The following is a 23006-nucleotide window of genomic DNA, read 5'->3' as shown; positions in this document are numbered from 1 at the left end:
CGACGTGCCCGGCACGAGTACCGAGAGCGATACTCCGCCGGGGCTGTCCGAGGAGACGCAGCGCCAGGCCGAGATCGCCCGCGCGGCGCTGACGGCGCTGCGCGGCGAGGTCGCCAAGACGGTCGTCGGTCAGGACTCCGTGGTGACCGGTCTGGTCATCGCGTTGCTGTGCCGCGGCCACGTCCTGCTGGAGGGCGTTCCCGGTACGGCGAAGACGCTCCTCATAAAGACGCTGTCACGCGCCCTCGACCTGGACTTCAAGCGCGTCCAATTCACCCCTGACCTGATGCCGGGCGACGTGACCGGATCGCTGGTTTACGACAACCGGACATCGGAGTTCGAGTTCCGCGAGGGTCCCGTCTTCACCAACCTCCTGCTCGCCGACGAGATCAACCGGACGCCGCCGAAGACGCAGGCATCCCTCCTGGAGGCAATGGAGGAACGGCAGGTCTCCGTGGAGGGCTCCGCGCGTCCTTTGCCCGACCCGTTCGTGGTGTGCGCGACGCAGAACCCGATCGAGTACGAGGGCACCTATCCGCTGCCGGAGGCCCAGCTCGACCGGTTCCTGGTCAAGCTGACCGTGCCCGTGCCTACGCGGGACGAAGAAATCGCCATGATTCAGCGGCACGCGGCCGGATTCGACCCGCGTGACCTGTCGGCGGTGCAGGCGGTCGCGGGCGCGAGCGAACTGGCCGCTGGACGGGCCGCGGTCAGGGCCGTCCACCTCGACCCCAAGGTCGCGGCCTACGTCGTCGACCTGTGCAGGGCGACCCGCCAGTCGCCGTCACTCCAGCTTGGCGTGTCGCCGCGTGGTGCGACGGCGCTGCTGGCCACGTCCCGCGCGTGGGCGTGGCTGTCCGGCCGCGACTACGTGACGCCGGACGACGTGAAGGCGCTGGCCCGGCCGACGCTGCGGCACCGCGTCCAGCTCCGTCCCGAGGCGGAGCTGGAGGGCGCGACGGCCGACGGCGTGCTGGAGGGCATCCTCGCCCACGTCCCCGCCCCACGCTGATGGCGCTGACCGGACGCCTCGGGCTCCTGGCCCTGCTCAGCGCGGCGGTCCCGCTGTTCGCGCCGAGCTGGTGGACGCTGTTCATCGTCTGGGGCGTCCTGCTGTTCGGCGTCGTCGTCGACCTGGCCCTCGCCGGTAACGTGCGCGCGCTGCGCTTCCACCGCTCCGGCGACACGAACGTCCGCCTCGGCGGGACGGCCCAGGTGTCGCTGATCGTGGAGAACCTCGGACGGCGGCGCCTCAAGGCCCGCCTGCGGGACGTGTGGCCGCCGAGCGCCGGAGCCACGCCCCGAAGCGTGAAAGTGGACGTGCCCGCCGGTGAACGGCGCCGCGTGGAGATGACGCTGACGCCGACAAGGCGCGGCGACCGGAAAGCCGTCACCGTCGTCGTCCGCTCTGTCGGACCGCTCGGACTGGCCGCGCGGCAGCTTTCACGCGCCGCGCCCTGGACGGTCCGCGCTCTCCCGGCGTTTCCGTCCCGCCGCCACCTTCCCGCCAAGCTCGCACGGCTGCGCGAACTCACCGGAGCGCACGTGGCCCTCATCCGCGGGCAGGGCACAGAGTTCGACTCACTGCGCGAGTACGTGGACGGCGACGACGTCCGTTCCATCGACTGGCGCGCCACCGCACGCCGCAACGACATCGTCGTCCGCACCTGGCGTCCCGAACGTGACCGGCGGATCTACCTGGTGCTCGACACCGGCCGCACGTCCGCGGGCCGCGTCGGCGACATTCCCAGGCTCGACTGCTCGATGGACGCGGCGATGCTCCTCGGCGCCCTGGCGTCCCGCGCCGGCGACCGCGTCGACCTGCTCGCCTATGACCGGCGTGTCCGTGCCCGCGTCGAAGGCGCGTCCAGGACGGACCTGCTGCCCGCGATGGTGCACGCCCTGGCGCCGCTGGAGCCGGAGCTGATCGAATGCGACGCCGCCGGGATGGTGTCGACGCTGATGGCCCGCGTCCGGCAGCGGTGCCTCGTCGTGCTGCTCACCGAGCTGAACACGGCCGCGATCGAGGAGGGCCTGCTCCCGCTGCTGCCGCAGCTCACCGCCCGCCACCTCGTCATGATCGCCGCGGTGTCCGATCCGCGGGTCGGCGAGATGGCGGCCGCCCGGGGCGACCTCGCCTCGGTATACGACGCCGCGGCCGCCGAACGCGCGCGCGCCGAACGCCGCCGCCTCACCGCAGAACTACGCGGCCACGGCGTAGAGGTCGTGGACGCACCCCCCGAGGAAATAGCCCCCGCCCTAGCCGACGCCTACCTAGCCCTAAAAGCCGCCGGACGCTTGTAAGAACCTCGGCCAACGCCGCAACCACGCGACAACCTCAACGCCTGCGATCGCGTCCGAAGGCAGGTTTCGAGCCTGCGAGAAACCTGATCGCGCAGCGAGCCGCCAGGCGAGACGAAGCGATGCAGCGATCGCGCGCAGTGCTCGACGATGGAGGGCGCCCAGCGCCCGAAGGAGGAGAGCGCTGCAATAAACACGCTATCCGGCGACGGGGGCGAGGTCGGGTCGTAGGTCTGCGTCGCCGGTTTCGCCCTGGCGGGTGGCGCGGCGGCCTAGGACGATCACGTACGCGAGGAACGCGACCTCGGCGACGACGCCGATGGAGATGCGCAGCCAGGTGGTGTGCACCCAGCCGGTGACGAAGCCTTCGATGAGGCCGGACACGAGCAGGACGGCGACGAGGCCGATAGCGATGCTGACGGCGGCTCGTCCCTCTTCTGCGAGGGCCTGGCCGCGACGGCGGCGGCCCGGGTCGATGACCGTCCAGCCGAGTTTGAGGCCGCCGGCGCACGCCAGATAGACGGCGGTGAGTTCCAGGAGGCCGTGCGGAAGGATCAGCCCGAAGAACACGTCGCCCTTGCCGTAGGCGAACATCAGCCCGCCGGTGAGGCCGAGGTTGATCTGGTTCAGCAGCAGGACGTACACGGTGGGGATGCCGAGAAGGATGCCGAATATCAGCGCGATCGCCGACACCCAGGCGTTGTTGACCCACACCTGGAACGCGAACGACGACGCCGAATGCTCGGTGTAGTAGTTCGCGAAGTCGTGCTCGACGAGTTCGCGGATCTCGTCCGGTGTCGCGATGCTCGCTTGTACTTCGGGGCTGTGCACGACCCATATCGCCAGGGCCAGGGCTAGCAGATTGCCCAGGACGGCGTTGCCGAGCCACCACCACTTCATCCTGTACGCGGCCGCTGGGAACGACACGGTCGCAAAGCGGGTAACGTCCCGCCAGAGAGGGGCCTGAGCACCGGCCACCGCAGCCCTGGCTCGTGCCACGAGGGAGGACAACCGGCCTACGAGCTGAGGGTCGGGAGAGCTCGAACGGACGACCGACAGGTGCGTCGCCGTCCGCTGGTAGAGCTCGACCAGTTCGTCGGCTTCCGCGCCGGTCAGCCTGCGGCCGCGGTTGATGAGCCACTCCAGGCGCTGCCAGTCGGCGTTGTGCGCGGCCACATAGGCGTCGACGTCCACCCGAGGGAGACTAACGCCTCGCTCCGTCCAACCGGCAAAATGGACGGCACCCCAGCCAATTGGAGGACCAGGACATGGCCGAACTCGTCACCGGCGAGGCCGTCGCGCTCGACATCAGGGTCGCGCGCCTGGCCAGCCGTGGCTGCGCCATACTGCTCGACCTGATCTTCCAGATGGTGCTGCTCAACATCGCCATCTACTTCACGGCCATGACGTCGCTCGTCGCGGACGAGGCGTGGACGATAGGGCTGACGCTCCTCGCCGTCGTGACCGTCCTCGTCGGGTATCCGTGCGTGTTCGAGACGCTGTCGCGCGGACGGACGCTGGGCAAGATGGCCGTGGGTCTCCGCGTCGTCGCCGACGACGGCGGGCCGATCCGGTTCCGGCAGGCCCTCGTGCGCGCGCTGGCGGGCGTCATCGAGTTCTGGACGTTCTACGGCTCGCCCGCGCTGATCACCTCGTTCTGCAACCGGCGCGGGAAGCGGCTCGGCGACCTGTTCGCCGGGACGATCGTCATCCAGGAACGCGTCCCGACCTCGGCGTTCTTCGGCCCGGTGGCCGTGATGCCGCCGCAGCTCGCCTGGTGGGGCCGCTCGCTGGAGCTGTCGCAGCTGTCGGACGAGCTGGCGATGACCGCCCGGCAGTACCTGTCGCGCTTCTGGGAGCTGCTGCCGGACGTGCGCGACTCGCTGGGGCAGCGGATCGCGTCGCAGGTCGTCGCGGTGGTGAGCCCGCCTCCGCCGCCGGGCGTCCGGCCGGAGATCCTGCTGTCGGCCGTCCTCGCCGAGCGCCGCCACCGCGAGGAGCAGCGGCTCGCCCAGCGCCGCGCCCGCCGCATGCAGCGCCTCGGCTGGACGGCCTGGGCCCCGGGGCCCGCCCCCGCGATGGCGATGGCCGGGCCGCCGCCGTCCGGCCCGCCCCGGCAGGGCCCTCCGGCGCCGCCGCCGTTCAGCGCTCCCGTGCCGGGCCAGCCGCAGTTCCTGCCGCCGTCCGACTACGGCGCGGGGCCGTACCAGCAGGTCCTGAACGCCCCTCGTCCACCCGCTCAGGGCCCGTACCCGTCCGGGGCCTACCCGGCTCCGGGTCTGGGCCCCAACGGCCCGTATCCGCCTCCTGGGACGGCGCCGCCCGGACCTCCGCCGCAGGGCCCGTACCCGCCCACCCGCTAACGCGCCGCCAGATCGGACGATTCGGTGACCTACTGCGCTAGCCCAGCAGGTTGGGCGGAGACTCCAGATCGGTGAGTTCGATGCCCGGAGCGGCGAGAACGACGTCGCCCGCCAGGTGGACGGTTTCGACTTCCCCTGTGGAGAGGTCCGTGACTTCGTACTGCGAGACCGGGAGCGGCTCCGTTTCGGTCTCATACACGGACGTTCCCGCTCGCCGCCAGCGCCAGGTAGTGGTGAGCGGCGAAAGGGACGGACCGCTCAACTGGACGAGACGGACGTCGTCCTGCGCGTTCTCATCCAATTCCATGGAGCGGGCGACGGCGATGAGGAAACCGGGTGACTCGGCTATGAAGCCGGACGCTCGTTCGGAGTGTTCGGTGCCCGTCTCTCCGGCGGCGCGCACCCAGGCGACCTCGGGACCCGTCACACCGCCCCGGACCCACCAGGTCGGGGTGACGAGTTCGACGCGGATCTGGCGCCACCGCGCGTCCACGACCAGGTCCGTGCGGACGTCGTCCGTGCGCTGGGATGTGTAGCGCCAGCCACCCGGGCCCGGCGCGCACTTGAATCGCTCCTCTAGGCCCTCGCCCGCGTGCAGATACGTCCCGGACGGCACGGCTCAGGACCCGAGACGCCAGGAGTGCAGATAGTCCTCCTGGTCCTGGGTGAGCCGGTCGATGGAGATGGACATCGACGCCAGCTTCAGGCGGGCGACCTCGGTGTCAATGTCCTTCGGGACGTCGTGGACGGCCGCGGACAGCGTCGAATGGGCCGTCGCTAGCCACGCGCACGTGAGGGCCTGGTCGGCGAACGACATGTCCATCACGGCCGCCGGGTGCCCCTCGGCGGCCGCCAGGTTGACGAGGCGACCCTCCGCGAGGAGGACGAGGCGCCGCCCGTCGGCCAGGACGTACTCGGCGGTCTGCGGACGGCTGCCGCTATGCACTTCGACGGCCATATCGCTCAGCGCGCGAACGTCGATCTCGACATCGAAGTGCCCGGAGTTCGCGAGGATCGCGCCGTCTTTCATAACGGCGAGATGCTCCCCGTTAACGACATCACGGTTTCCCGTGACGGTGATGAAGACATCGCCGTTCACGGCCGCCTCTGCCATGGGCTGGACGGCGAAACCCTGCAACGCCGCATCGAGCGCCTTCACAGGGTCGATTTCGGTGATGACGACCCGAGCCCCTAGTCCGCGAGCCCGTTCGGCCAGGCCGCGCCCGCAGAAACCGAAGCCCGCGATGACGACCGTCTTGCCCGCTAGGAGCGTGTTGGTCGCACGGATGATGCCGTCCAGGGTCGATTGGCCCGTGCCGTAGCGGTTGTCGAACATGTGCTTGGTGTCGGTGTCGTTCACCGCGACCATGGGAAAACGCAGCGCGCCTTCAAGCGCCATCTGATGCAGACGGATGACACCGGTGGTCGTCTGCTCGCACCCCGCCTTGACCGTGCCGAGCAGGTCGGTGCGGTCGATGTGCAGCGTGTTGACCAGGTCGCAACCGTCGTCCAGGACGAGGTCGGGCCCCGTCTCCAATGCCTGGTGGATGTGCGCGTAATAACCCTCGCGGTCGGTTCCCGCGCGGGCGAAGACCTCCGCGCCGTACTCCTGGACGAGCGCAGCCGCCGTGTCGTCCTGCGTCGACAGGGGATTGGACGCCGCGAGCGCGACACTCGCACCGCCCGCCTGGAGCGTCCGGATGAGCCCCGCCGTCTCGGTCGTGATGTGCATGCACGCGGCGACCTTCAGCCCGTCCAGAGGACGTTCGTCAGCGAACCGCTCCCGGATCTGGCGCAGCACGGGCATGCTCCGGTCGGCCCACTCGATCCGCTTGACGCCCTCATACGCCAGCGAAGCGTCCGCAATATCGCTCATCCGCGCCCCTCAAAAGGCGGCTGCCGGACGGGTCGGCACCCGCCCGGCAGTACCCGCATCCACACATACCTCAGCCACCGCCGCGACCACGCAACGACCGAAATCGTCGCGATCGCGTGCGAAGCCGGTTTCAAGCGAAGCGAGAAACCGATCGCGCAGCGAGCCGCCAGGCGAGTCGAAGCGATGCTAGCGATCGCCGCGTTTCTCGACGATGGAGGCCCGCCAGGGCCGAAGGAGGAGAGGAATGCAATGAACTCAGTAACGGTAGTGATCCGGCTTGTAGGGGCCTTCGACGTGGACGCCGATGTAGGCGGCCTGCTCCTTGGTCAGCTCGGTGAGCTTGACGCCGAGCGCGTCGAGGTGGAGGCGGGCGACCTTCTCGTCCAGGTGCTTGGGCAGGACGTACACGCCGAGCGGGTACTCCTCGGTCTTGGTGAACAGCTCGATCTGCGCGATGACCTGGTTGGTGAACGAGTTGGACATCACGAACGACGGGTGGCCGGTGGCGCAGCCGAGGTTCATCAGGCGGCCCTCGGCCAGCACGATGATGGAGTGGCCGTCCGGGAAGCGCCACTCGGCGACCTGCGGCTTGACCTCGATCTTCTCGATGCCGGGCGTCTTGGCGAGGCCCGCCATGTCGATCTCGTTGTCGAAGTGCCCGATGTTGGACACGATCGCCTGGTGCTTCATCCGGGCCATGTGGGCGGCCGTGATGATGTTGAAGTTGCCGGTGGTGGTGACGAAGATGTCGGCGGTCTCGACGACGTCGTCCAGGGTGGTGACCTGGAAGCCGTCCATCGCGGCCTGCAGCGCGCAGATCGGGTCGATCTCGGTGACGATCACGCGGGCGCCCTGGCCGCGCAGCGCCTCGGCGCAGCCCTTGCCGACGTCGCCGTAACCGCAGACGACCGCGACCTTGCCGCCGATCAGCACGTCGGTGGCGCGGTTCAGGCCGTCGATCACGCTGTGCCGGCAGCCGTACTTGTTGTCGAACTTCGACTTGGTGACCGAGTCGTTGACGTTGATCGCCGGGAACTGGAGAGTGCCGGCCTTCGCCATCTCGTAGAGGCGGTGGACGCCGGTCGTGGTCTCCTCGGTGACGCCCTTGACGGCGGCGGCGGTCTCCGTCCAGCGGCCCGGCCTCTCCGCGATGGTGCGGCGGAGAGTGTCGAGGACGATGCCGAGCTCCTCGGGGTCGTCCTCGGTGGCGGCCGGGACGGCGCCGGCCTTCTCGTACTCGGCGCCCTTGTGGACGAGGAGGGTCGCGTCGCCGCCGTCGTCCAGGATCATGTTCGGGCCGGTGCCGTCCGGCCACTGCAGGGCCTGGTCGGTGCACCACCAGTACTCTTCGAGCGTCTCGCCCTTCCAGGCGAACACCGGGACGCCCTTCAGGTCGTCCTTGGTGCCGTCCTTGCCGACGACGACCGCGGCGGCGGCGTGGTCCTGGGTGGAGAAGATGTTGCAGGACACCCACCGGACGTCGGCGCCCAGCTCCACCAGCGTCTCGATCAGCACGGCGGTCTGGATCGTCATGTGCAGCGAGCCCATGATCTTGGCGCCGCGCAGCGGCTTGGCGGCGGAGTACTCCTCGCGCACCGCCATCAGGCCCGGCATCTCGTGCTCGGCGAGCCGGATCTCCCGGCGCCCGAAATCGGCCAGCGACAGGTCGGCGACCTTGTAGTCCATGCTTTCGTTGCTCCTTGGTCCGCGCGGATGGCGGGTCGGTACGCGAGGTGACGTCCGCGAGTCTAAGGGCGGCGACCGGCCGCAGGCACGGTCGGAGGCGACTTTCTAACACAAATTTGTCAGAATCGGCTCATGCGCATCACGGAGGCCGCCCGGCGGCTCGGCACCTCGCCCCGCATGCTCCGCTACCGCGAGGCCCTCGGGCTGCTGCCCGTCACCCGGGAGGCGGCGCTGGCCAGGCGCGGCGGCGGCCACCGCCGGTTCGGCGACGCCGAGCTGCGGGCCGTCGCGCTCGCCCTCGCGCTGGAGAAGCGCTACGACATCGGCCCGGCGGAGCTGGCGTTCGGGCTGCGCGTCCTGGCCGAGCCGCAGGTGCAGGCGCACGTCCGCGAGCTGGGCGAACGCATCGGGCGGCTGTCCGCCCCGCCGACCCGCGCGCTCGACTTCGAGAAGGAGAAGGCGATGCGGCTGCTCCGCCGCCGGTGACCGCCGGGCCGGCGTGAGCCGCAGCCGGGGTCAGCCGGGGGCGTTCTCGCCTGGGACGACGACGCCGTACTCGTACGCGAGCATGACCGCCTGTGCGCGGTCGCGCAGGCCGAGCTTGGTGAAGACCCGGGCCACGTGCGTTTTCACGGTGTGCTCGCTGACGACAAGCCGCGCCGCGATCTCGCCGTTGGACAGCCCTCCCGCGATCAGGACGAGCACCTCCGTCTCCCGCGCCGTCAGCGTGGACAGCTCCGACGGCGCCTGCGGCTTGTTGCGCCGCTGCTTGGTGAACTCGCGGATAAGGCGCCCGGTGACCTGCGGGGCGAGGAGGGAGTCGCCGCGCGCCACGACCCGGACGGCGGACACGAGCTCGTCGGCGGTGGCGTCCTTCAGCAGGAAGCCGCTGGCGCCGACGGCGAGCGCCTCGTAGACGTACTCGTCCACGTCGAACGTCGTCAGCACCAGCACCCGGACGTTCTCGGAGCCGGGCAGGGACAGGATGCGCCGGGTGGCCTCGATGCCGTCCATGCCGGGCATCCGGATGTCCATGACGACGACGTCGGGACGGCTGCGCTCGGCGATCCGGACGGCCTCGCGCCCGTCGCCCGCCTCGCCGATGACGGTGATGTCGTCCTGCGCGGCGAGCAGCGCCGCGAACCCGGCCCGGACGATCGTCTGGTCGTCGACGATCAGCACGTTGATCACCGCCGCCGCCTCGCGGGCTCGCCGATGGGGTCGATGGCGATGACGGGGTCAGGCGCCGCCGGGAGGCGCCTCGGAGCCGTGTCCACGGGTGGAATTCCCTTCCCTCGTCAGCGGAAGCTCGGCCTCCACCAGGAACCCGCCCTGTTCGGCCGGGCCGGCGGAGAACCGCCCGCCCAGCATGGTCGCACGTTCCCGCATCCCGACGAGGCCATGTCCGCCACCCGACCCGTGTAGGCCACCTTGCTCTTGCGAGGCGCTCGCCCCCGGCGTCTCCAAGCGGGTGTGCCCGGCGTCCACGGCCGTGGCCCCGGCGGGGTCGTCCAGCACGGCGGTACGGGACGCGGGGTCGTCGCGGTTCAGCACCCTGGTCTGGGACGGCCCGGGCCCCGACGCCCCGCTGTCGTGCACGCGGACCGCCAGCCGGTCGGGCATGAACGTCAGGTCGACGCGGACCCCCGCCCCCGGCGCGTGCCGCCGCGCGTTCGTCAGCGCCTCCTGGACGATCCGGTACGCCGACAGCTCCACCGTCGTCGACAGCATGCGCGGGTCGCCGTGCACGGCGAGGTCGACGTGGCCGCCCGCGCCGCGGTGCTGCTCGATCAGGTCGGGCAGCCGGTCCAGGCGCGGCTGCGGGGAGTTGGCCGCGTCCGGTTCCGGTTTCGCGTCGGCGCGCAGCACGCTGAGCAGCCGCCGCATCTCCACCAGCGCCTCCCGCGCGGTCTTGGCGATCTCGGTGTAGCCGGCGCGGGCCTCGGGCGACAGGTTCTCCATCGTGTACGGGGCCGTCTCCGCCTGCACCGCGATCATGGAGACGGAGTGCGCGACGACGTCGTGCAGCTCGCGGGCGATGCGGGCCCGCTCCCGCATCACCGCCTGCTCCCGCTGGACGGCCGTGAGCCGGGTCAGGGTCTCGTTGGTGCGCTCGGCCGCCTTCGCCTCGGTCTGGCTGGCGGACTCCACGACGCGGCGCGCGTCGCCGAGCCCGATGGCGGCCAGGACGGCGATGAAGACGGCCGGCCACGGGACGTCGTCCAGCGTCGAGGTGGCCAGGTAGACGACCGCGAGCGTGACCACGCTGCCGACCGCGAGGACGCCGGTGGACTGGCGGGGCAGCTGCCGTCCCAGCGCGTACAGCGTGTACAGGGCCGCGAAGCCTGTGGTGACCAGGAGGATCTGCCCGGTGAGCAGGCTCGCCGCGACCGCGCCGAGCACGATGGCCGCGACCGGGCGCAGGTTCTCGCGCCGCCAGCCGAGCGGGAGCGTGGACGCGACCGCGAACCCGCCCGCGAGGCTGAGCGGCGAGTCGGCGCGCGGCGCCAACTCGGCGAGCGCGGCGATGGTGAGGGCGAGCCCGGTCAGCGGCGCGAAGTACCAGGAGCCGACGACCTCGCGCCAGGTGTTGATCCAGCGGGGCAGGGGCGCGGTCGTCCCGTCCGGGACGGCGGAACCCGGCATACCAGGCGGCAGACGCCGTCCGGCGTTGCCGTTCAGCCGCGCGACGAGGCGCACCGCCAGCGGACGCAGCAGGGTGCCGATCCCGGTGAGGATCCACAGCAGCAGCTGGCCCACTCCCGCTACGATCCGGCCGGACAGCCGCCACGCGTGGTGCGCCACGGCAGGGCCGAACCCCGCGGGACCGGGTCCGGTCCGGGCCTTGTCATCGGACGTCACGACTCAATACTGGCCTCTGAGGCTTGCTCTCACCTCACCGCGCGGATGTATGCGGGCGGCGCGGCTCCGTCTGGAGTACCACCCGCTTTCCCTCCTTGAGGGGGACGTATCGGAGACCGCCGCGAACGTAGTGTTCTAACCGTGACCGCGACGGCGGCGGCTCCGGCGTAGGGGGTTCGGGGCGGCTGCCGCGGTCACACCAGAACCGCCCGGTGTTCAGGGGTCCGGGCGGGGAGGCATGGGAAAGCACCTCGCCGGACGGCCGTGGTTCGCGCCTCTTCGGAGGCACTCGCCGGTCTTGCCTGGGCTGGGGTTGGCCGGCACAGCGGCGGCCGCCCGGCGAGGGGTCCCATGTTCCTCCGGCCCCCGCGCGACCGCGCGGCGAGGCCGCCGCGCACATCACGCAGGTGTCCGGAGCGTCGGGTCAGTCTTTCTCCAGCTGCGGGGGCACCGCGCCGGTGACGGTCTTGCGGGGGGCCTCGTCCAGCGCCGGCTCCAGGTAGATCAGCTTCGCCTCCGGGAACTGCGCCCGGATCTTGGCCTCGGCGGCGTCGATGCCGCGGGCCACGTCGGCGGCCGTGTCGTCGTGGTTGACGGCGATCTTGGCGGCGATGAGCAGCTCGTCCGGGCCGAGGTACTCCGTCCGCAGGTGGATGAGGTGGTCGACCTGCTCGACCGACTCCAGCGCGTCGATGATCTCCCGCTCGTGCTCGGGCGTGACGCCCTCGCCGATCAGCAGGCTCTTCGTCTCGATCGCCAGGATCGTCGCGACGACGGCGAGCAGCACGCCGATCGCCACGGTGCCGATGCCGTCCCACACGCCGTCGCCGGTCGCGACGGCCATCGAGACGCCGAACAGGGCGAGGAACAGGCCGACGAGGGCGGCGAGGTCCTCCAGCAGGACGACGGGCAGCTCGGGGGCCTTGGCGCGGCGGATGAACGCCCACCAGGACTGGTCGCCGCGGACCCGGTTCGACTCGACGATCGCGGTGCGGAACGAGAAGATCTCCATGATGATCGCGGCGATCAGCACCCCGAACGCCCAGCCCGGCGCCTTGACCTCCTCCGGGTGGGAGATCTTGTGGTAGCCCTCGTACAGCGAGAACACCGCGCCGACGGTGAACAGCACCACCGCGACGACGAACGCGTAGAAGTAGCGCTCGCGGCCGTAGCCGAACTGGTGCTGCTGCGTCCGCTCGCGCCTGGAGCGCTTGCCGCCGAGGAGCAGGAGCCCCTGGTTCCCCGAGTCCGCCATCGAGTGGATCGACTCGGCGAGCATCGACGACGAACCGGTGAACACGAACGCGACCATCTTCGACGCCGCGATCCCGAGGTTGGCGGCCAGCGCGGCGACGATGGCCTTGGTTCCGCCCTCAGCACTCATCTCTAAGCAATCCTCGCTTTTAGCTCTTGAATGGCAGGCACCGGAGTGGGGTCCACGCCCAGCGCGATAGCCAAGTAAACCGTGACATAGTCAGCGAGCGCGATCAGAGTCGCGATTCGTTCCAGCGGATGCTCGCCCTCGGCCCCGATCTGGGTGACGGCCACGCCCCGGTCACGGGCGATGTCGACGGACGCGTCGCACCGCTTGCGGACCTGCGGATGCTCCTCCACGTCCCGCATCAGGACGAGATGCAGGCCGTGCTCGGGATCGTCCACCCGGTCGCGGAAGAAGTCGTCAGGGTCGGACGACGACGGCGATGGCGCGGCGCCGCGCCCGAAATGACCGTCGAACGCCATCACCTGGTTGTGGCCGGCCTCCGGGACCTCGCCGAAGACGCCCGGGTACTTGGCGTTCTCGTTGAGCTGGCAGCACAGCCGGTACGCCGCCGTGGCCGCCAGCGGCGACGACCCCCACACCAGCGGGACGTCGCCCGCGAGGTCCAGCGCCATCCGCTTGGCCGGGTTGACGAACGGCTCGCTGGACGGACGGCACCGGTGCGCGACGTCCTCCAGCAGCGCGGCCGTCGACTCGAGGACCATCTCGGGCACGTCCGCCAGCCCCAGCGAGCGCGCCGCGAGGACCAGGGGGATCGTGAGGCCCCACAGCGTCGAACGCGGCTGCCCCACCGAACGCACCGGGACGAAAACGCCGCGGCTTCTTTCGGACAGCTCCGCGAGCGGCGAATCCGGCCCGCCGACGAACAGGAGCCGGCATCCGCGGCGGGCCGCCTCCGCGGCGACTTCGAGGGTCTCTTCGGTCTTCCCGGAGCAGGAGACCGCGATGACCAGGTCGGCGGCGCCCACCCAGCCGGGCAGCCGGTAGCCGCGCACCGTCGTCACCGGGACCGCGCAGCCCACGCCGCACACCGCCGCGAGGACGTCGCCGGAGATGCCCGAGCCGCCCATGCCGGCGATCACGATCGCGCGGGGCCTGCCGTCCTCGGCGAGACGGTCGATGCCCGCCTCGGCCGCGGCGCGCTGCGCCTCCCGCACCTGCGCCGCCGACGACGCGACCTGCCGCAGCATCCCCCCGGGATCGGCCGCCTCTGCCGCCGCGACGTCGTCCAGCCGGGAGGGATCGAGCCCTGCGCTCATGGCCCCGCCTCCGCTCGGCGGGTCACGGAGCGGGAGTCCTGGCCTCGTCGACCAGCAGGACGGGGATCTCGTCGCGGACGGGGTAGGCGTAGTGGCACGACCCGGTGCACACCAGCTCCGCGGCCTCCTCGTCGGCGCGCAGGTCGCCGCCGCAGTTGGGGCAGGCGAGGATCTCCAGCAGCCAGGAGTCGAGCTTCAACGTCATAGCAGCGTCACTTCTCCCTCTCGGTCACTTCTCCCGCCACCGGGTCGCTCTCCCCCGCGGCCGGTCGTTCTCGCGAACCCGTCACGTCCTCTGCGGCGGTCACTTCTTCCGCACCAGGGCGAGGACCTCGTCGCGGATCGCCGCCATGGTCGCGTCGTCGGCCGCCTCGGCGTTGAGGCGCAGCAGCGGCTCGGTGTTGGACGGCCGCAGGTTGAACCACCACCCGGCGGCGTCGTCGCTCACGGTGAGGCCGTCGAGCTCGTCGATCGCGATCCCGGGGCGTCCGGCGAAGGCGTCGCGGACGTTCGCGGTGGCGGCGTCCTGGTCGGCGACCTCGCTGTTGATCTCGCCGGACGCGACGTAGCGCGTGTACTCGCCGAGCAGTTCGGAGAGCGGCCCGTCCTGCTCCCCGAGCGCCGCGAGGACGTGGAGGGCGGCCAGCATGCCGGAGTCGGCGAACCAGAAGTCGCGGAAGTAGAAGTGCGCCGAGTGCTCGCCGCCGAACACCGCGCCCGTCTCCGCCATCGTCTGCTTGATGAACGAGTGCCCGACCCGCGTGCGGACCGGCGTCCCGCCGTGCTCGGTGATGATCTCCGGGACGGCCTTCGACGTGATCAGGTTGTGCACGATCGAGGAGCCGGGGTGCTTGGCCAGCTCCCGCGTCGCGACCAGCGCCGTGATCGCGGACGGGGCGACGATCTCGCCGCGCTCGTCCACGACGAAGCAGCGGTCTGCGTCGCCGTCGAAGGCCAGCCCGATGTCGGCGCCCGTCTCGCGGACCTTGGCCTGCAGGTCGCGCAGGTTCTCCGGCTCGATCGGGTTGGCCTCGTGGTTGGGGAAGGTGCCGTCCAGCTCGAAGTACAGCGGCACCAGGTCGATCGGCAGGCCCTCGAAGACGGACGGGACGGTGTGGCCGCCCATGCCGTTGCCGGCGTCCACGACGACCTTGAGCGGACGGATCGACGACAGGTCGACCAGCGTCTTCAGATGGTCGGCGTAGCCCTTGAGGATGTCGCGGCGCGAGACCGTCCCCGGCTCGCCGGCGTAGGCCGGGACACCGTTCTCGATCATGTCGCGGATCTCGGTGAGGCCGGTGTCGCGGCCGACCGGGCGGGCGCCCGAGCGGCAGAGCTTCAGCCCGTTGTACCTGGCGGGGTTGTGGCTCGCGGTGAACATCGCGCCGGGCAGGTCGAGGCTGCCGCTGGCGTAGTACAGCATGTCGGTGGAGCCGAGCCCGGCCTCGATCACGTCCGCGCCCTGGGACGTCGCGCCGCGCGCGAACGCCTCGGCCAGCGGCACGGACGACTCCCGCATGTCGTGGGCGGTGACGATCGCGTCCGCGCCCGTCACCCGCACGAACGCCGCGCCGGCCGCCTCGGCCGTCGCGGGGTCGAGTTCGTCCGGCACGACGCCGCGGATGTCGTACGCCTTGAAGATCTTGGCGAGGTCGCCCACTCCTGCTCCCTGTCCGCTGAGCCCTGTCCCAAAGAAACGGGGTTCACGAGCCTACCGGGAAGGGCGGACGCGCCCCGCCGCGACGCCGCAGAGCCACCGGACGATCTCGCAAGCAGGGCCACGCCCCGGAGATCACTCCTGGGCGGGCTGGGTTCCCGCGGGCTCCGAGCGCAGCACCCGCAGATGGCCGCGGCGGCCGACCTCCGTGCCCTGCCCGACCGGCTCGTGACCGGTTCCGGGGGCGGGCCGCGCGGCCTCGCGGACGGCGTCGGCGAGGGCCTCCAGGTCGTCCGCGCTCGGCTCGGACTCCTCCTCGACGGGCAGCCGAACCAGTTCCCATCCCATCGGGGCGGTGAGCCGCTCCGAATGCTCCGCGCACAGGTCGTAGCAGTGCGGCTCGGCGTACGTGGCGAGCGGACCCAGCACCGCGGTGGAATCGCGGTAGACGTACGTGAGCGTGAACACTGCGGGCGCCTTGCAGGCGGTACGAGAGCAGGTGCGGACGGGGCTCACGATGGCTGACCGTACCTCCCTCCCACCGGCTCCGCCACCACCCGGCCGAACGTGTCGCCGTTACCGGTGGATTTCCGGGGTAACAACTACATTCCGTGTGGTCTCCAACTCTCACCGTGCGGCCACCGCACGCGTGTTCGGCGAGGTGGAGAGGTACTCTTGTGGCGTGCGATCCCGTGTGGCAGGCGTACGGCGCCGCGATCGGCACGGCCGTGGCGTACGTGGTCCTCTGACGCCCCCGCAGGCTCCGATCTCACGCACCCGCGCGGAACGGTTCGACGACCTCGTCGAAGACGAGGTGCGGCGGCTCGGCGGCCGCTGGGGCCGCGAGCTGGCCCGGGTGCGGTTCACCGTCGAGGAGGTTCCCAGCGTCGAGCCCTGGTTCGATGGCCCCGTCCCCCTCGGGCAGACCATTCCGGCCGAAGGCAAGCGTCCGGTGCGTATCACGGTGTTCCGGCGTCCCGTCGAGGCGCGGGCGAAGGGCGAGGCCGAGCTGGCCCGCCTGATCCGCGACCTTCTGGTCGAGGAGGTCGCCGACCTCCTCGGGCTCTCTCCCGAATCCGTCGACCCCAGCTACGACTCGCCTGACGACTAGCCGGGGTCCCTGACGACTAGCCGGGGGTCAAAGCTCCCTGGGTGTCGACGGTGTCGGGGAGGTGGACGGTGATCGCGGCGGGAGTGATCGGCAGGACGGTGAACAGGTAATCGTCGTCCTTGCCCTTGGAGAGCGTCCGGGAGGCGTGGACGGGGCCCGAGCCGGCCTTCGGGACGATCACCACGCCGTAAGCGGTGTCATCCTTGGCGTCCCGGTTCGGGGCGGCCAGCGCGGTCTCCACGGTGCGGCCCGCCGGGATCTCGATCACCTGCGGGGCGCTCTTGCCCGTCGCGTTCACGGTCGTGACCTCGACGGTCGCCGCCCCGGACGGGGCCGTCAGGACGAGCGAGGAGTCGAACCGGTTGTCGGCCACGATGCCGGGCCCCGAACCGTCGAGCGGCGGCGTGGACGTCCCGTAGGCGATGTCGGCGCCGCGGTCGGCGGCGAAGCCCGCGACGATCGGGCGGTCCGCGACGAGCCGGACGGCCCCGGCCTTGCCCACCAGCGCGCCGTCGATCGCCAGGGACGTGACGGTCTTGCCGGGCGCGTCGAGGACGTCCTGGCCCTGCGGGGCGAACGCGCCGTCCTTCGTGATCACCTGCGTCCTGATCCGGGCGTCGGACTCGCCGGGCACGGAGATCAGCAGCCGGCGCTTGCCCGGGCCGCCCGGCACGCCGGGCACGACGACCGACGGCGCGGGCGCCGGCGACCGCGGCAGCCACTCGATGCCCTTCTCCTCCCCGGCGCGGACGCGCAGGGACGCGGTGACCCGTCCGCCGTTGGTGCGGACGCGCAGCGCGAGGTCGGCGGCCGACTTGACGACGTCGCCGAGCCCCTCGGGCGACCCGCCGATCTTCACGACCCGGGTGGTGTACGGCTCGACGCGGGTGCCGCGCCCCTCGATCGTGTCGAGCGGGCCCTCGCCGGACAGCGCGATGACGTCCACGGACGCGGGCTGGGAGTCGACGTTGGTGAGGTACAGGTCGAGTTCGTCGGCGGCGACGGGTCCGGGGCCGATGAACCACTGGTCGGTGGCGGGCGAGGCGCAGCGGGCGCCGGCGAGGCCGCGGTCGTCGCCGCCGTCCTCGTAGGTGGTCTGCTCGGCCTCCAGCCCGGCGGCCATCGCGCCGGTGGCGCGGAGCGTGTAGGAGTCGTCGCCGGATTCGGTGTCCTTCTCCCAGCTCTGGCCGGGCGACGTCATGGACGCGAGCGCGGCGCCGCCCTTCGTCGGCGTCATGTCCACCCGTCCGCCCTTCCTGGGGGAGGCGAGGGACTGGACCGCCAGCCGCCCACCCTCGTGGCCGGGGCAGACCATCACGGCTGACGTGACCGGGGCTTCGCGGCCGTTCGCGTCTACGTCCCCTGGACGGGAGAACGTCGCGGCCCCGTACAGCGCGGCGACGCCGACGAGCATGAGCGCGGCGGACGCGTACCGCATGCCGACGAGGCGCAGCAGCGTGTCGGTGTTCACGAGCTCGTCCGTGTTCACCAGCTTGCGCGGGTTCGGGAGTTTGCGTGCGTTCAGGAGCTTGCGCGGGTTCGGGAACTTGCGCGGGTCCGGCAGCTTGCGCGCGCTCACGAGACCTCCTCCGGCTTCGGTTCCTCCACGGGAGGCGGCGTCTCGTGCTGGACGCGGACGTGGCTCCCGCGGCGGCGTCCTCGCCGTCCACGGCGCCGTTCGCGTTCACCGGGGAACCTGAAGTTCTCCGCCTGCGCGCCCGGCAGGGCCAGGACGGCGACGAGCAGTACGGCGATGCCCTGGACGACGAGCCAGGTGTGCCGCATCGTCATCGACCTCGTCAGCTCGAACTCTCCTCCGGCGGCGGGGATGTCGTAGCCCTGGGCCCAGCCGTCCACTTCGCGTTCTTTGAGGTCTTCGCCGTTCAGGGTGGCGTCCCAGCCGTCGTCGGACGGTTCGGCGAGGAGGAGTGTGCGATTGCCGTTTCCGGGCGGGATCTGCATGCGCGCATCGATCCGTCCGGCGGGAAGGGGCGTGACGGCGGCCCCTTCCAGAAGCATCATGCGGGCGGACGGCGACTGGAGCCGCCAAACGGCGAACGTGTCAGTGCGGCTGAGCCGCGTCAGCTCAGGTGCCGAGTCGAGGACGTCGGTGACGGGGTTCTTCCTGGGATTCGGCACCAGGATGTACTGGACGCCCATGCGCGTCAGCGCGGGCCCGTCATTGCCTTCGCGACCGGCGGCCAGTCCGGCGACGAGGTCGTCCAGGCGGTCGTGGGCTTCGCCGCCGTCCGTGACTTCGGATTCGCCTATGCGTGGACGGGCGTCCCTGAGCAGGGTGTAGGAAATGCGTCCGTTCGGCTCTCTGTGCAGGACGAGCGTCCTCGCCCCGCCAGGCCCGTGGAGGAACGCGGGAACGGCGTCGGGGTCGACCTTGCCCAGCGGGCCGCCCGCTCCCCCGGCCACCCAGAACCCGGCGGCCAGCACGGGCGCGGAGAGGGCGGCGACCACGACGACCGCCCCGCCCGCCTTGTAGATCAGGTGGTCGCCCGCCAGCGCCACGGTCGCGCGCTGGACGACGGCGGTCGCCGCGAGCAGCACCCCGCCCCCCGCGAAGATCAGCGCGACGCCGGGCCAGACGGGCGCCTCGTCCGCGCCCTTGGCCACGGTCGCGGCGCTGATCAGGATCGCGACGAGCAGCCCGTAGACGCCCAGCAGCCAGCCCGCCAGCACGGTGTAGCGGCGTCCGCGCAGCGGCAGCGCGCACACGGCGAGGGCGAGCAGCCCGGCCGCCGCCCACGCCGGGGGCGTGCCGGGCCCGCCCGGGTCGAGCGCGAGCAGGTCGGCCGCGGCGGCGGGCTCGAACCACCGGTGCAGGCCCGCCTCGACCAGGAAGCGCGACGGGTTCAGCAGGAGGCCGACCGTCCACGGGAGCATCAGCAGCGGCGGCACGCCCAGCGCGATGGCGACGTTGCGGCGGGCCCGCCGCCGGGGACGGTCGAACAGCGCCCACACGGTCGCGGCGGCGATCACGGCGATCAGCCAGGTGAGCGGGACGAACGCCATCGCGACGGCGAGCAGCAGCGCGGCCGCCCACGCCGCCCGGCCCGCGCGCTTGCGCCGCGTCCGGACGTCGAACGCGGCGGCCTCCGAGCGCGGCAGCCCGTACACGCGGGCGATGTTCACGGCGATCAGCGGGAGCAGGACGAGGACGACGGCGGTCCCGAGGCGTCCGCCCGCGATGGCGCCGGTCGCGGCGGGCAGCAGCGCGTACGCGGCGGCGAACCAGGCCCGGACGGCGGAGACGGGGACGCGACGGCTCTTGGCGCGGGCGCGGCGCCCCTTCCGTCCCATCCACCTCTTCCGCGGGTTCCGCGGCTCCCGCGGCGGCTCCGGCACCGGCGGCTCCGACACCAGCAGCCGGGACGCGCGGTAGGCGGTGAGGCCCGCGAGCGGCACGCTGCCGAGCAGCAGGACCGACACCGTCAGCCACGGCTTGCCGAGCGTCACCGTCGACAGGACGGCGAGCACCCCCACGTAGGGCGGGCTGCCCGCGTCGCTGCCGAGCCCGACGGGATGCCAGCCCGACAGGTACTGCGCCCACAGGTCGCTCGCGCCGCCCCACGCGGGGACGAGCGCGCCGCCGCCGAGCCGTCCGGCGGCCGTGAGCAGGGAACGCTCCGCGGCGACCGCGACCGCCGCCAGCATCAGGACGATCACGACGCCGGGGCGGGCGAGGAGGCGGCGGATCGGGCCGGGCTCGTCGTCGGACGGGGTCTCGTCGTCGTCGCGGCTCTCGCGTTCCCGTTCGTGGGCGGCGAAGTACTCGGAGATCGCCTCGAACGTCCGGCGCATCACGACCCAGCGGGGCTGGAAGCGCCGGACGGTGCGGTACACGCGTTTCCGGCCGTCCGCGCGGGCCGCCCGCGCCGCCCGCACCCGGCCCGGGTCGCGCAGGACGTCGCCGAGCGCGCGGAGCTCCTCGCGGGCCGCGACCGGCTGCTTGGTGGCCGCCAGGTAGAGCGCGTGGGCGAGGGACGCCCACACGTTGCGGAGCAGCGACCGCAGCATCGCGCCGAGCGGCAGGTTGGCGAGCATCGTCTGGACGGCGTTGCGGCGGTCGCGGCGGGCCGGGTGCTCGGCGGTCATGCCGATCTCGCGGATCCCGCGCCGGGACGCCTCCGCGTGGTACACGACCGCGTCGGTCGCGGTCACGACCCGGTGGTCGGCGGCGTGCACCCGCCAGCAGAAGTCGAGGTCGTCGCGGAAGATGCCGTAGTCGGGGTCGAAGCCGCCGAGGGCGTCCCACACGTCGCGGCGGACCAGCATCCCGGCGCTGCCGACCGACAGCACGTCCCGGACGCCGTCGTGCTGCCCCTGGTCGAACTCGTGCCGGTCCAGGCCCGTCTCGCGGCGTCCGGCGGCGTCGACCGTGACGCCGACCTCCCGCAGGACGCGCCGGTCGTCCCAGTCGCGCACCTTGGGGCCGAGCACCGCGATGCTCGGGTCGGTGTCCGCGGTGCGCAGGAGCTGGGCGAGCGCGTCGTGGGCGGGCGCGGAGTCGTCGTGCAGCAGCCAGATCCACTCGGTGCGGGGCTTGGCGGCCGCCTTGGACTCGGGCTGGTCGGCGGGCCCTGGATCATCGTCGGGGACGGGCGCGGACGCGGCGTCCTGCTGGAGCGCCTCCGCGACGGCCTCCCCGTACCCGGTGGTGCGGGGCAGCGTGAGGATCTTCTCCGCGCCGACGACCTCGGCGAGGACGGCGGGCCCGCGGTCGAGGCTTCCGGTGTCCACGGTCAGGAGGCGCTGCACGGGACGCGCCTGCGTCAGCAGCGCCTTGAGCGTCTCCGGGAGCCACCGCGCACCGTCGTGCGCGACGAGGACGGCCGTGACGACATGGCGATCGAGTGTGGGGGGCAAGGATCGCTCGATCTGTGGGACGACAGGTTCGGGGCTGAATCATCAGCAGCCGTGCCGGCCCAGGGGCCGACACGGCTGATAACTGTACGCGCGGCCGCACGGGACGTACCCCGGATCCCGAAGATCCGCGGGGCGCGACCGGGCTCCCCTTCCCGGCCGCCTCCCTGCCGATCCCGGCGACGGCGTCAGACGTCGAACGTCAAACGGCTTGGCGCTTCAGCTTGCGACGCTCCCTCTCGGAGAGACCTCCCCAGATGCCGAAACGTTCGTCGTGCTGCAGCGCGTACTCCAAGCATTCCGTACGCACCTCGCATGCCCGGCACACCTTCTTGGCCTCGCGAGTGGAGCCGCCCTTCTCCGGAAAGAACGCCTCTGGGTCCGTCTGCGCGCACAGGGCGCGCTCCTGCCAGCCCAACTCTTCGCCGTCGCCGTCTGTGCCGTGCGCCAGCGGGATGACCACCTCGCTCACAGCGCACCTCCCTGCCCGTGGAACCCCCTGGTCAACGCCTGCTCTTCGGTTCCTTCCCCCGAGAAGGCATTGAAACTACACCGACGAAATTACACGCGTGTAGCGCCGTCCCCGTCAAGCCGATAGAGCTTTCCGGGGCGACATAGCGGGTTATGCCGGGATGGGCGGGACGCCCTTTGGACGAAGATCACAAAATCCGGGGCCGGATCTCCGGCCGGATCACTGCGGCGGTGGGGGACGGTTGTCCCGGTACCAGTCGCCCTCCTGCTCGCCGGCGCCCTGCTGCGGCGGAGCGGGCTGGGTGCCCTGCGGCCCCTGCTCCTGGCCGCCGCTGCCGCCGTACGCGCGGGTCCACTCGCCCATCTCGTCCTGTTCGGCGGGCTGCTGCCCCTGCTGGGCCTGCTGCTCGTAACCCTGCTGGGCCTGCTGCTGCTCGTAGCCCTGCTGGCCCGCCTGATAGCCGTACTGCTGCTGGTAGTCCTGCTGCTGGCCGTACTGCTGCTGGGGCTGGCCGTACGCCTGCTGGCCGTACTGTTGCTGCTGCTGGTCGTACTGCTGCTGGTCGTAGCCTTGCTGCTGCTCGTAACCCTGCTGCGCCGCCTGCTGGCCTTCCGCGCCCGGCTGCTGCTGGCCGTACTGCTGATACTGCTGGTACTGCTGCTGCCCGTACGCCTGCTGGCCGTAGCCCTGCTGCCCCGGCTGGACGGGCTGACCCGGCTGACCGGGCTGGCCCTGCTGGTAACCGAATTCGCCGTAGCCCTGCTGCATCGGCATCTGCGGACGCGCCGGCTGCAGACCCTGGAACACGGTGTAGGCGTACCATCCACCGACGCCCACGACGGCGATCTTCCCGGCGCCCAACAGGAACACCGACAATTTCGTGAGGGCTTTCGTGCTGTCGGAGTCGGCGAGCATTCCGGCGAGCCAGCAGATGACGCCGAACAGGGCGACGCCGCCGAGGACGCCGAGCGCCCCCATGACGATCGTCCGGGCCTGCGGTGTGGGCGTCTCGCCCCACGTCACCAGCAGGACCGCGAGGACGAGGAGGCCGACCGTCCCGAACTGGAGGAACATCCCGTCGCGCGTCTCGACCAGCGCGCTGAGCGTGAACGGGCCGTCGTCGCCGAGAAGCGAGATGATGCCCGCGAGCAATTGCAAACCCGCCGCGGCGATCAGTACCCAGGCGGCCGGTTCGCGCAGGCGCTGGACGGCTTCCTTGTTCACGGTGAATTCTCCCAGACCGAGGCAATCCGATTACACAGCAA

Annotated in this window: 20 protein-coding genes; 5 read left to right on the top strand and 15 right to left on the bottom strand. The window is 71.6% G+C overall.

The features are described 5' to 3' along the window. The first annotated feature begins 43 nt into the window (after positions 1–43). Both E1287_RS19500 and E1287_RS19495 read left to right on the top strand, forming a co-directional pair. The gene (locus E1287_RS19500; RefSeq protein WP_243719217.1) at positions 44–1012 is read left to right on the top strand and encodes a MoxR family ATPase; all 969 of its coding nucleotides are present in this window, start codon (positions 44–46) and stop codon (positions 1010–1012) included. Then, positions 1012–2304, top strand: coding sequence for a DUF58 domain-containing protein (locus E1287_RS19495; protein ID WP_131966405.1), 1293 nt, complete (start codon positions 1012–1014; stop codon positions 2302–2304). Before E1287_RS19500 ends, E1287_RS19495 begins: the two co-directional genes overlap by 1 nt. A 195-nt stretch (positions 2305–2499) precedes the next feature. Here E1287_RS19495 and E1287_RS19490 read toward each other — a convergent pair whose 3' ends face one another. Then, positions 2500–3495: a stage II sporulation protein M gene (locus E1287_RS19490; RefSeq protein WP_131966404.1), complete on the bottom strand. Its 996-nt coding sequence runs from the start codon at positions 3493–3495 to the stop codon at positions 2500–2502. Between the two features lie 74 nt (positions 3496–3569). On the opposite strand from E1287_RS19490, the gene E1287_RS19485 reads away from it, so the two are divergent. Continuing rightward, the gene (locus tag E1287_RS19485) at positions 3570–4664 is read left to right on the top strand and encodes an RDD family protein (protein WP_131966402.1); all 1095 of its coding nucleotides are present in this window, start codon (positions 3570–3572) and stop codon (positions 4662–4664) included. A 37-nt stretch (positions 4665–4701) separates the two neighbouring features. Here the strand turns inward: E1287_RS19485 and E1287_RS19480 are convergent, their stop codons facing one another. From E1287_RS19480 to ahcY (E1287_RS19470), 3 genes are all read right to left on the bottom strand, one after another. Continuing rightward, the gene (locus tag E1287_RS19480) at positions 4702–5280 is read right to left on the bottom strand and encodes a hypothetical protein (RefSeq protein ID WP_131966401.1); all 579 of its coding nucleotides are present in this window, start codon (positions 5278–5280) and stop codon (positions 4702–4704) included. 3 nt (positions 5281–5283) lie between these two features. After that, positions 5284–6540: an adenosylhomocysteinase gene (ahcY, locus tag E1287_RS19475; RefSeq protein ID WP_131966399.1), complete on the bottom strand. Its 1257-nt coding sequence runs from the start codon at positions 6538–6540 to the stop codon at positions 5284–5286. A 255-nt stretch (positions 6541–6795) separates the two neighbouring features. Then, on the bottom strand, positions 6796–8226 hold the full coding sequence (ahcY, locus tag E1287_RS19470; protein ID WP_131966397.1) for an adenosylhomocysteinase: 1431 nt from the start codon (positions 8224–8226) through the stop codon (positions 6796–6798). Positions 8227–8358: 132 nt separating this feature from the next. Here ahcY (E1287_RS19470) and E1287_RS19465 point away from each other — a divergent pair, with 132 nt between their 5' ends. After that, positions 8359–8712, top strand: a complete 354-nt coding sequence (locus E1287_RS19465; RefSeq protein WP_067905708.1) for a MerR family transcriptional regulator — start codon at positions 8359–8361, stop codon at positions 8710–8712. A 30-nt stretch (positions 8713–8742) separates the two neighbouring features. On the opposite strand, the gene E1287_RS19460 is transcribed toward E1287_RS19465, so the two are convergent. The 7 genes from E1287_RS19460 to E1287_RS19430 form a co-directional block, all read right to left on the bottom strand. Continuing rightward, positions 8743–9417, bottom strand: coding sequence for a response regulator transcription factor (locus E1287_RS19460; RefSeq protein WP_131966396.1), 675 nt, complete (start codon positions 9415–9417; stop codon positions 8743–8745). 48 nt (positions 9418–9465) lie between these two features. Beyond that, the gene (locus E1287_RS45735; protein WP_243719208.1) at positions 9466–11088 is read right to left on the bottom strand and encodes a histidine kinase; all 1623 of its coding nucleotides are present in this window, start codon (positions 11086–11088) and stop codon (positions 9466–9468) included. A 424-nt stretch (positions 11089–11512) separates the two neighbouring features. After that, a complete protein-coding gene (locus tag E1287_RS19450) occupies positions 11513–12472 on the bottom strand; it encodes a cation diffusion facilitator family transporter (RefSeq protein WP_131966394.1) in 960 nt (319 codons plus the stop codon). A gap of 2 nt (positions 12473–12474) precedes the next feature. After that, the gene (locus E1287_RS19445; protein WP_131966392.1) at positions 12475–13626 is read right to left on the bottom strand and encodes an SIS domain-containing protein; all 1152 of its coding nucleotides are present in this window, start codon (positions 13624–13626) and stop codon (positions 12475–12477) included. 22 nt (positions 13627–13648) lie between these two features. Continuing rightward, positions 13649–13831, bottom strand: a complete 183-nt coding sequence (locus E1287_RS19440) for a Trm112 family protein (protein WP_131966390.1) — start codon at positions 13829–13831, stop codon at positions 13649–13651. A gap of 99 nt (positions 13832–13930) precedes the next feature. Further along, entirely contained in the window at positions 13931–15286 is a 1356-nt protein-coding gene (locus tag E1287_RS19435; protein WP_131966389.1) for a phosphomannomutase/phosphoglucomutase, read from the bottom strand. Positions 15287–15418: 132 nt separating this feature from the next. Continuing rightward, on the bottom strand, positions 15419–15799 hold the full coding sequence (locus tag E1287_RS19430; RefSeq protein ID WP_131966387.1) for a DUF3499 domain-containing protein: 381 nt from the start codon (positions 15797–15799) through the stop codon (positions 15419–15421). A gap of 166 nt (positions 15800–15965) precedes the next feature. On the opposite strand from E1287_RS19430, the gene E1287_RS19425 reads away from it, so the two are divergent. Further along, positions 15966–16394, top strand: a complete 429-nt coding sequence (locus E1287_RS19425) for a metallopeptidase family protein (RefSeq protein WP_243719206.1) — start codon at positions 15966–15968, stop codon at positions 16392–16394. A gap of 16 nt (positions 16395–16410) precedes the next feature. On the opposite strand, the gene E1287_RS19420 is transcribed toward E1287_RS19425, so the two are convergent. The 4 genes from E1287_RS19420 to E1287_RS19405 all read right to left on the bottom strand — a co-directional run bounded on the left by E1287_RS19420 (position 16411) and on the right by E1287_RS19405 (position 22965). Continuing rightward, complete coding sequence (locus E1287_RS19420) at positions 16411–17973, bottom strand: DUF5719 family protein (protein ID WP_131966386.1); 1563 nt, start codon at positions 17971–17973, stop codon at positions 16411–16413. Continuing rightward, positions 17970–21272 (bottom strand): glycosyltransferase family 2 protein, encoded by a 3303-nt coding sequence (locus E1287_RS19415; RefSeq protein WP_131966385.1) that lies wholly within the window; start codon positions 21270–21272, stop codon positions 17970–17972. Before E1287_RS19415 ends, E1287_RS19420 begins: the two co-directional genes overlap by 4 nt. A gap of 199 nt (positions 21273–21471) precedes the next feature. Next, positions 21472–21741, bottom strand: coding sequence for a WhiB family transcriptional regulator (locus E1287_RS19410; RefSeq protein WP_131966384.1), 270 nt, complete (start codon positions 21739–21741; stop codon positions 21472–21474). A gap of 219 nt (positions 21742–21960) precedes the next feature. Next, positions 21961–22965, bottom strand: a complete 1005-nt coding sequence (locus E1287_RS19405; RefSeq protein ID WP_131966383.1) for a hypothetical protein — start codon at positions 22963–22965, stop codon at positions 21961–21963. Between the last annotated feature and the right edge of the window lie 41 nt (positions 22966–23006).

This window comes from Actinomadura sp. KC06 (assembly GCF_004348735.1).
Lineage (GTDB): Bacteria > Actinomycetota > Actinomycetes > Streptosporangiales > Streptosporangiaceae > Spirillospora.
The sequence above is the reverse complement of the archived record's forward strand: the minus strand, read 5'-3'. Positions and strand labels throughout refer to the sequence as shown.

What these genes read in the sequence shown, in the direction of transcription:
- E1287_RS19445 (WP_131966392.1), bottom strand. Translation starts at nt 13,626, where the DNA reads ATGAGCGCAGGGCTCGATCCCTCCCGGCTGGACGACGTCGCGGCGGCA.
- E1287_RS19450 (WP_131966394.1), bottom strand. Translation starts at nt 12,472, where the DNA reads ATGAGTGCTGAGGGCGGAACCAAGGCCATCGTCGCCGCGCTGGCCGCC.
- E1287_RS19485 (WP_131966402.1), top strand. Translation starts at nt 3,570, where the DNA reads ATGGCCGAACTCGTCACCGGCGAGGCCGTCGCGCTCGACATCAGGGTC.
- E1287_RS19495 (WP_131966405.1), top strand. Translation starts at nt 1,012, where the DNA reads ATGGCGCTGACCGGACGCCTCGGGCTCCTGGCCCTGCTCAGCGCGGCG.
- E1287_RS19465 (WP_067905708.1), top strand. Translation starts at nt 8,359, where the DNA reads ATGCGCATCACGGAGGCCGCCCGGCGGCTCGGCACCTCGCCCCGCATG.
- E1287_RS19440 (WP_131966390.1), bottom strand. Translation starts at nt 13,831, where the DNA reads ATGACGTTGAAGCTCGACTCCTGGCTGCTGGAGATCCTCGCCTGCCCC.
- ahcY (WP_131966399.1), bottom strand. Translation starts at nt 6,540, where the DNA reads ATGAGCGATATTGCGGACGCTTCGCTGGCGTATGAGGGCGTCAAGCGG.
- ahcY (WP_131966397.1), bottom strand. Translation starts at nt 8,226, where the DNA reads ATGGACTACAAGGTCGCCGACCTGTCGCTGGCCGATTTCGGGCGCCGG.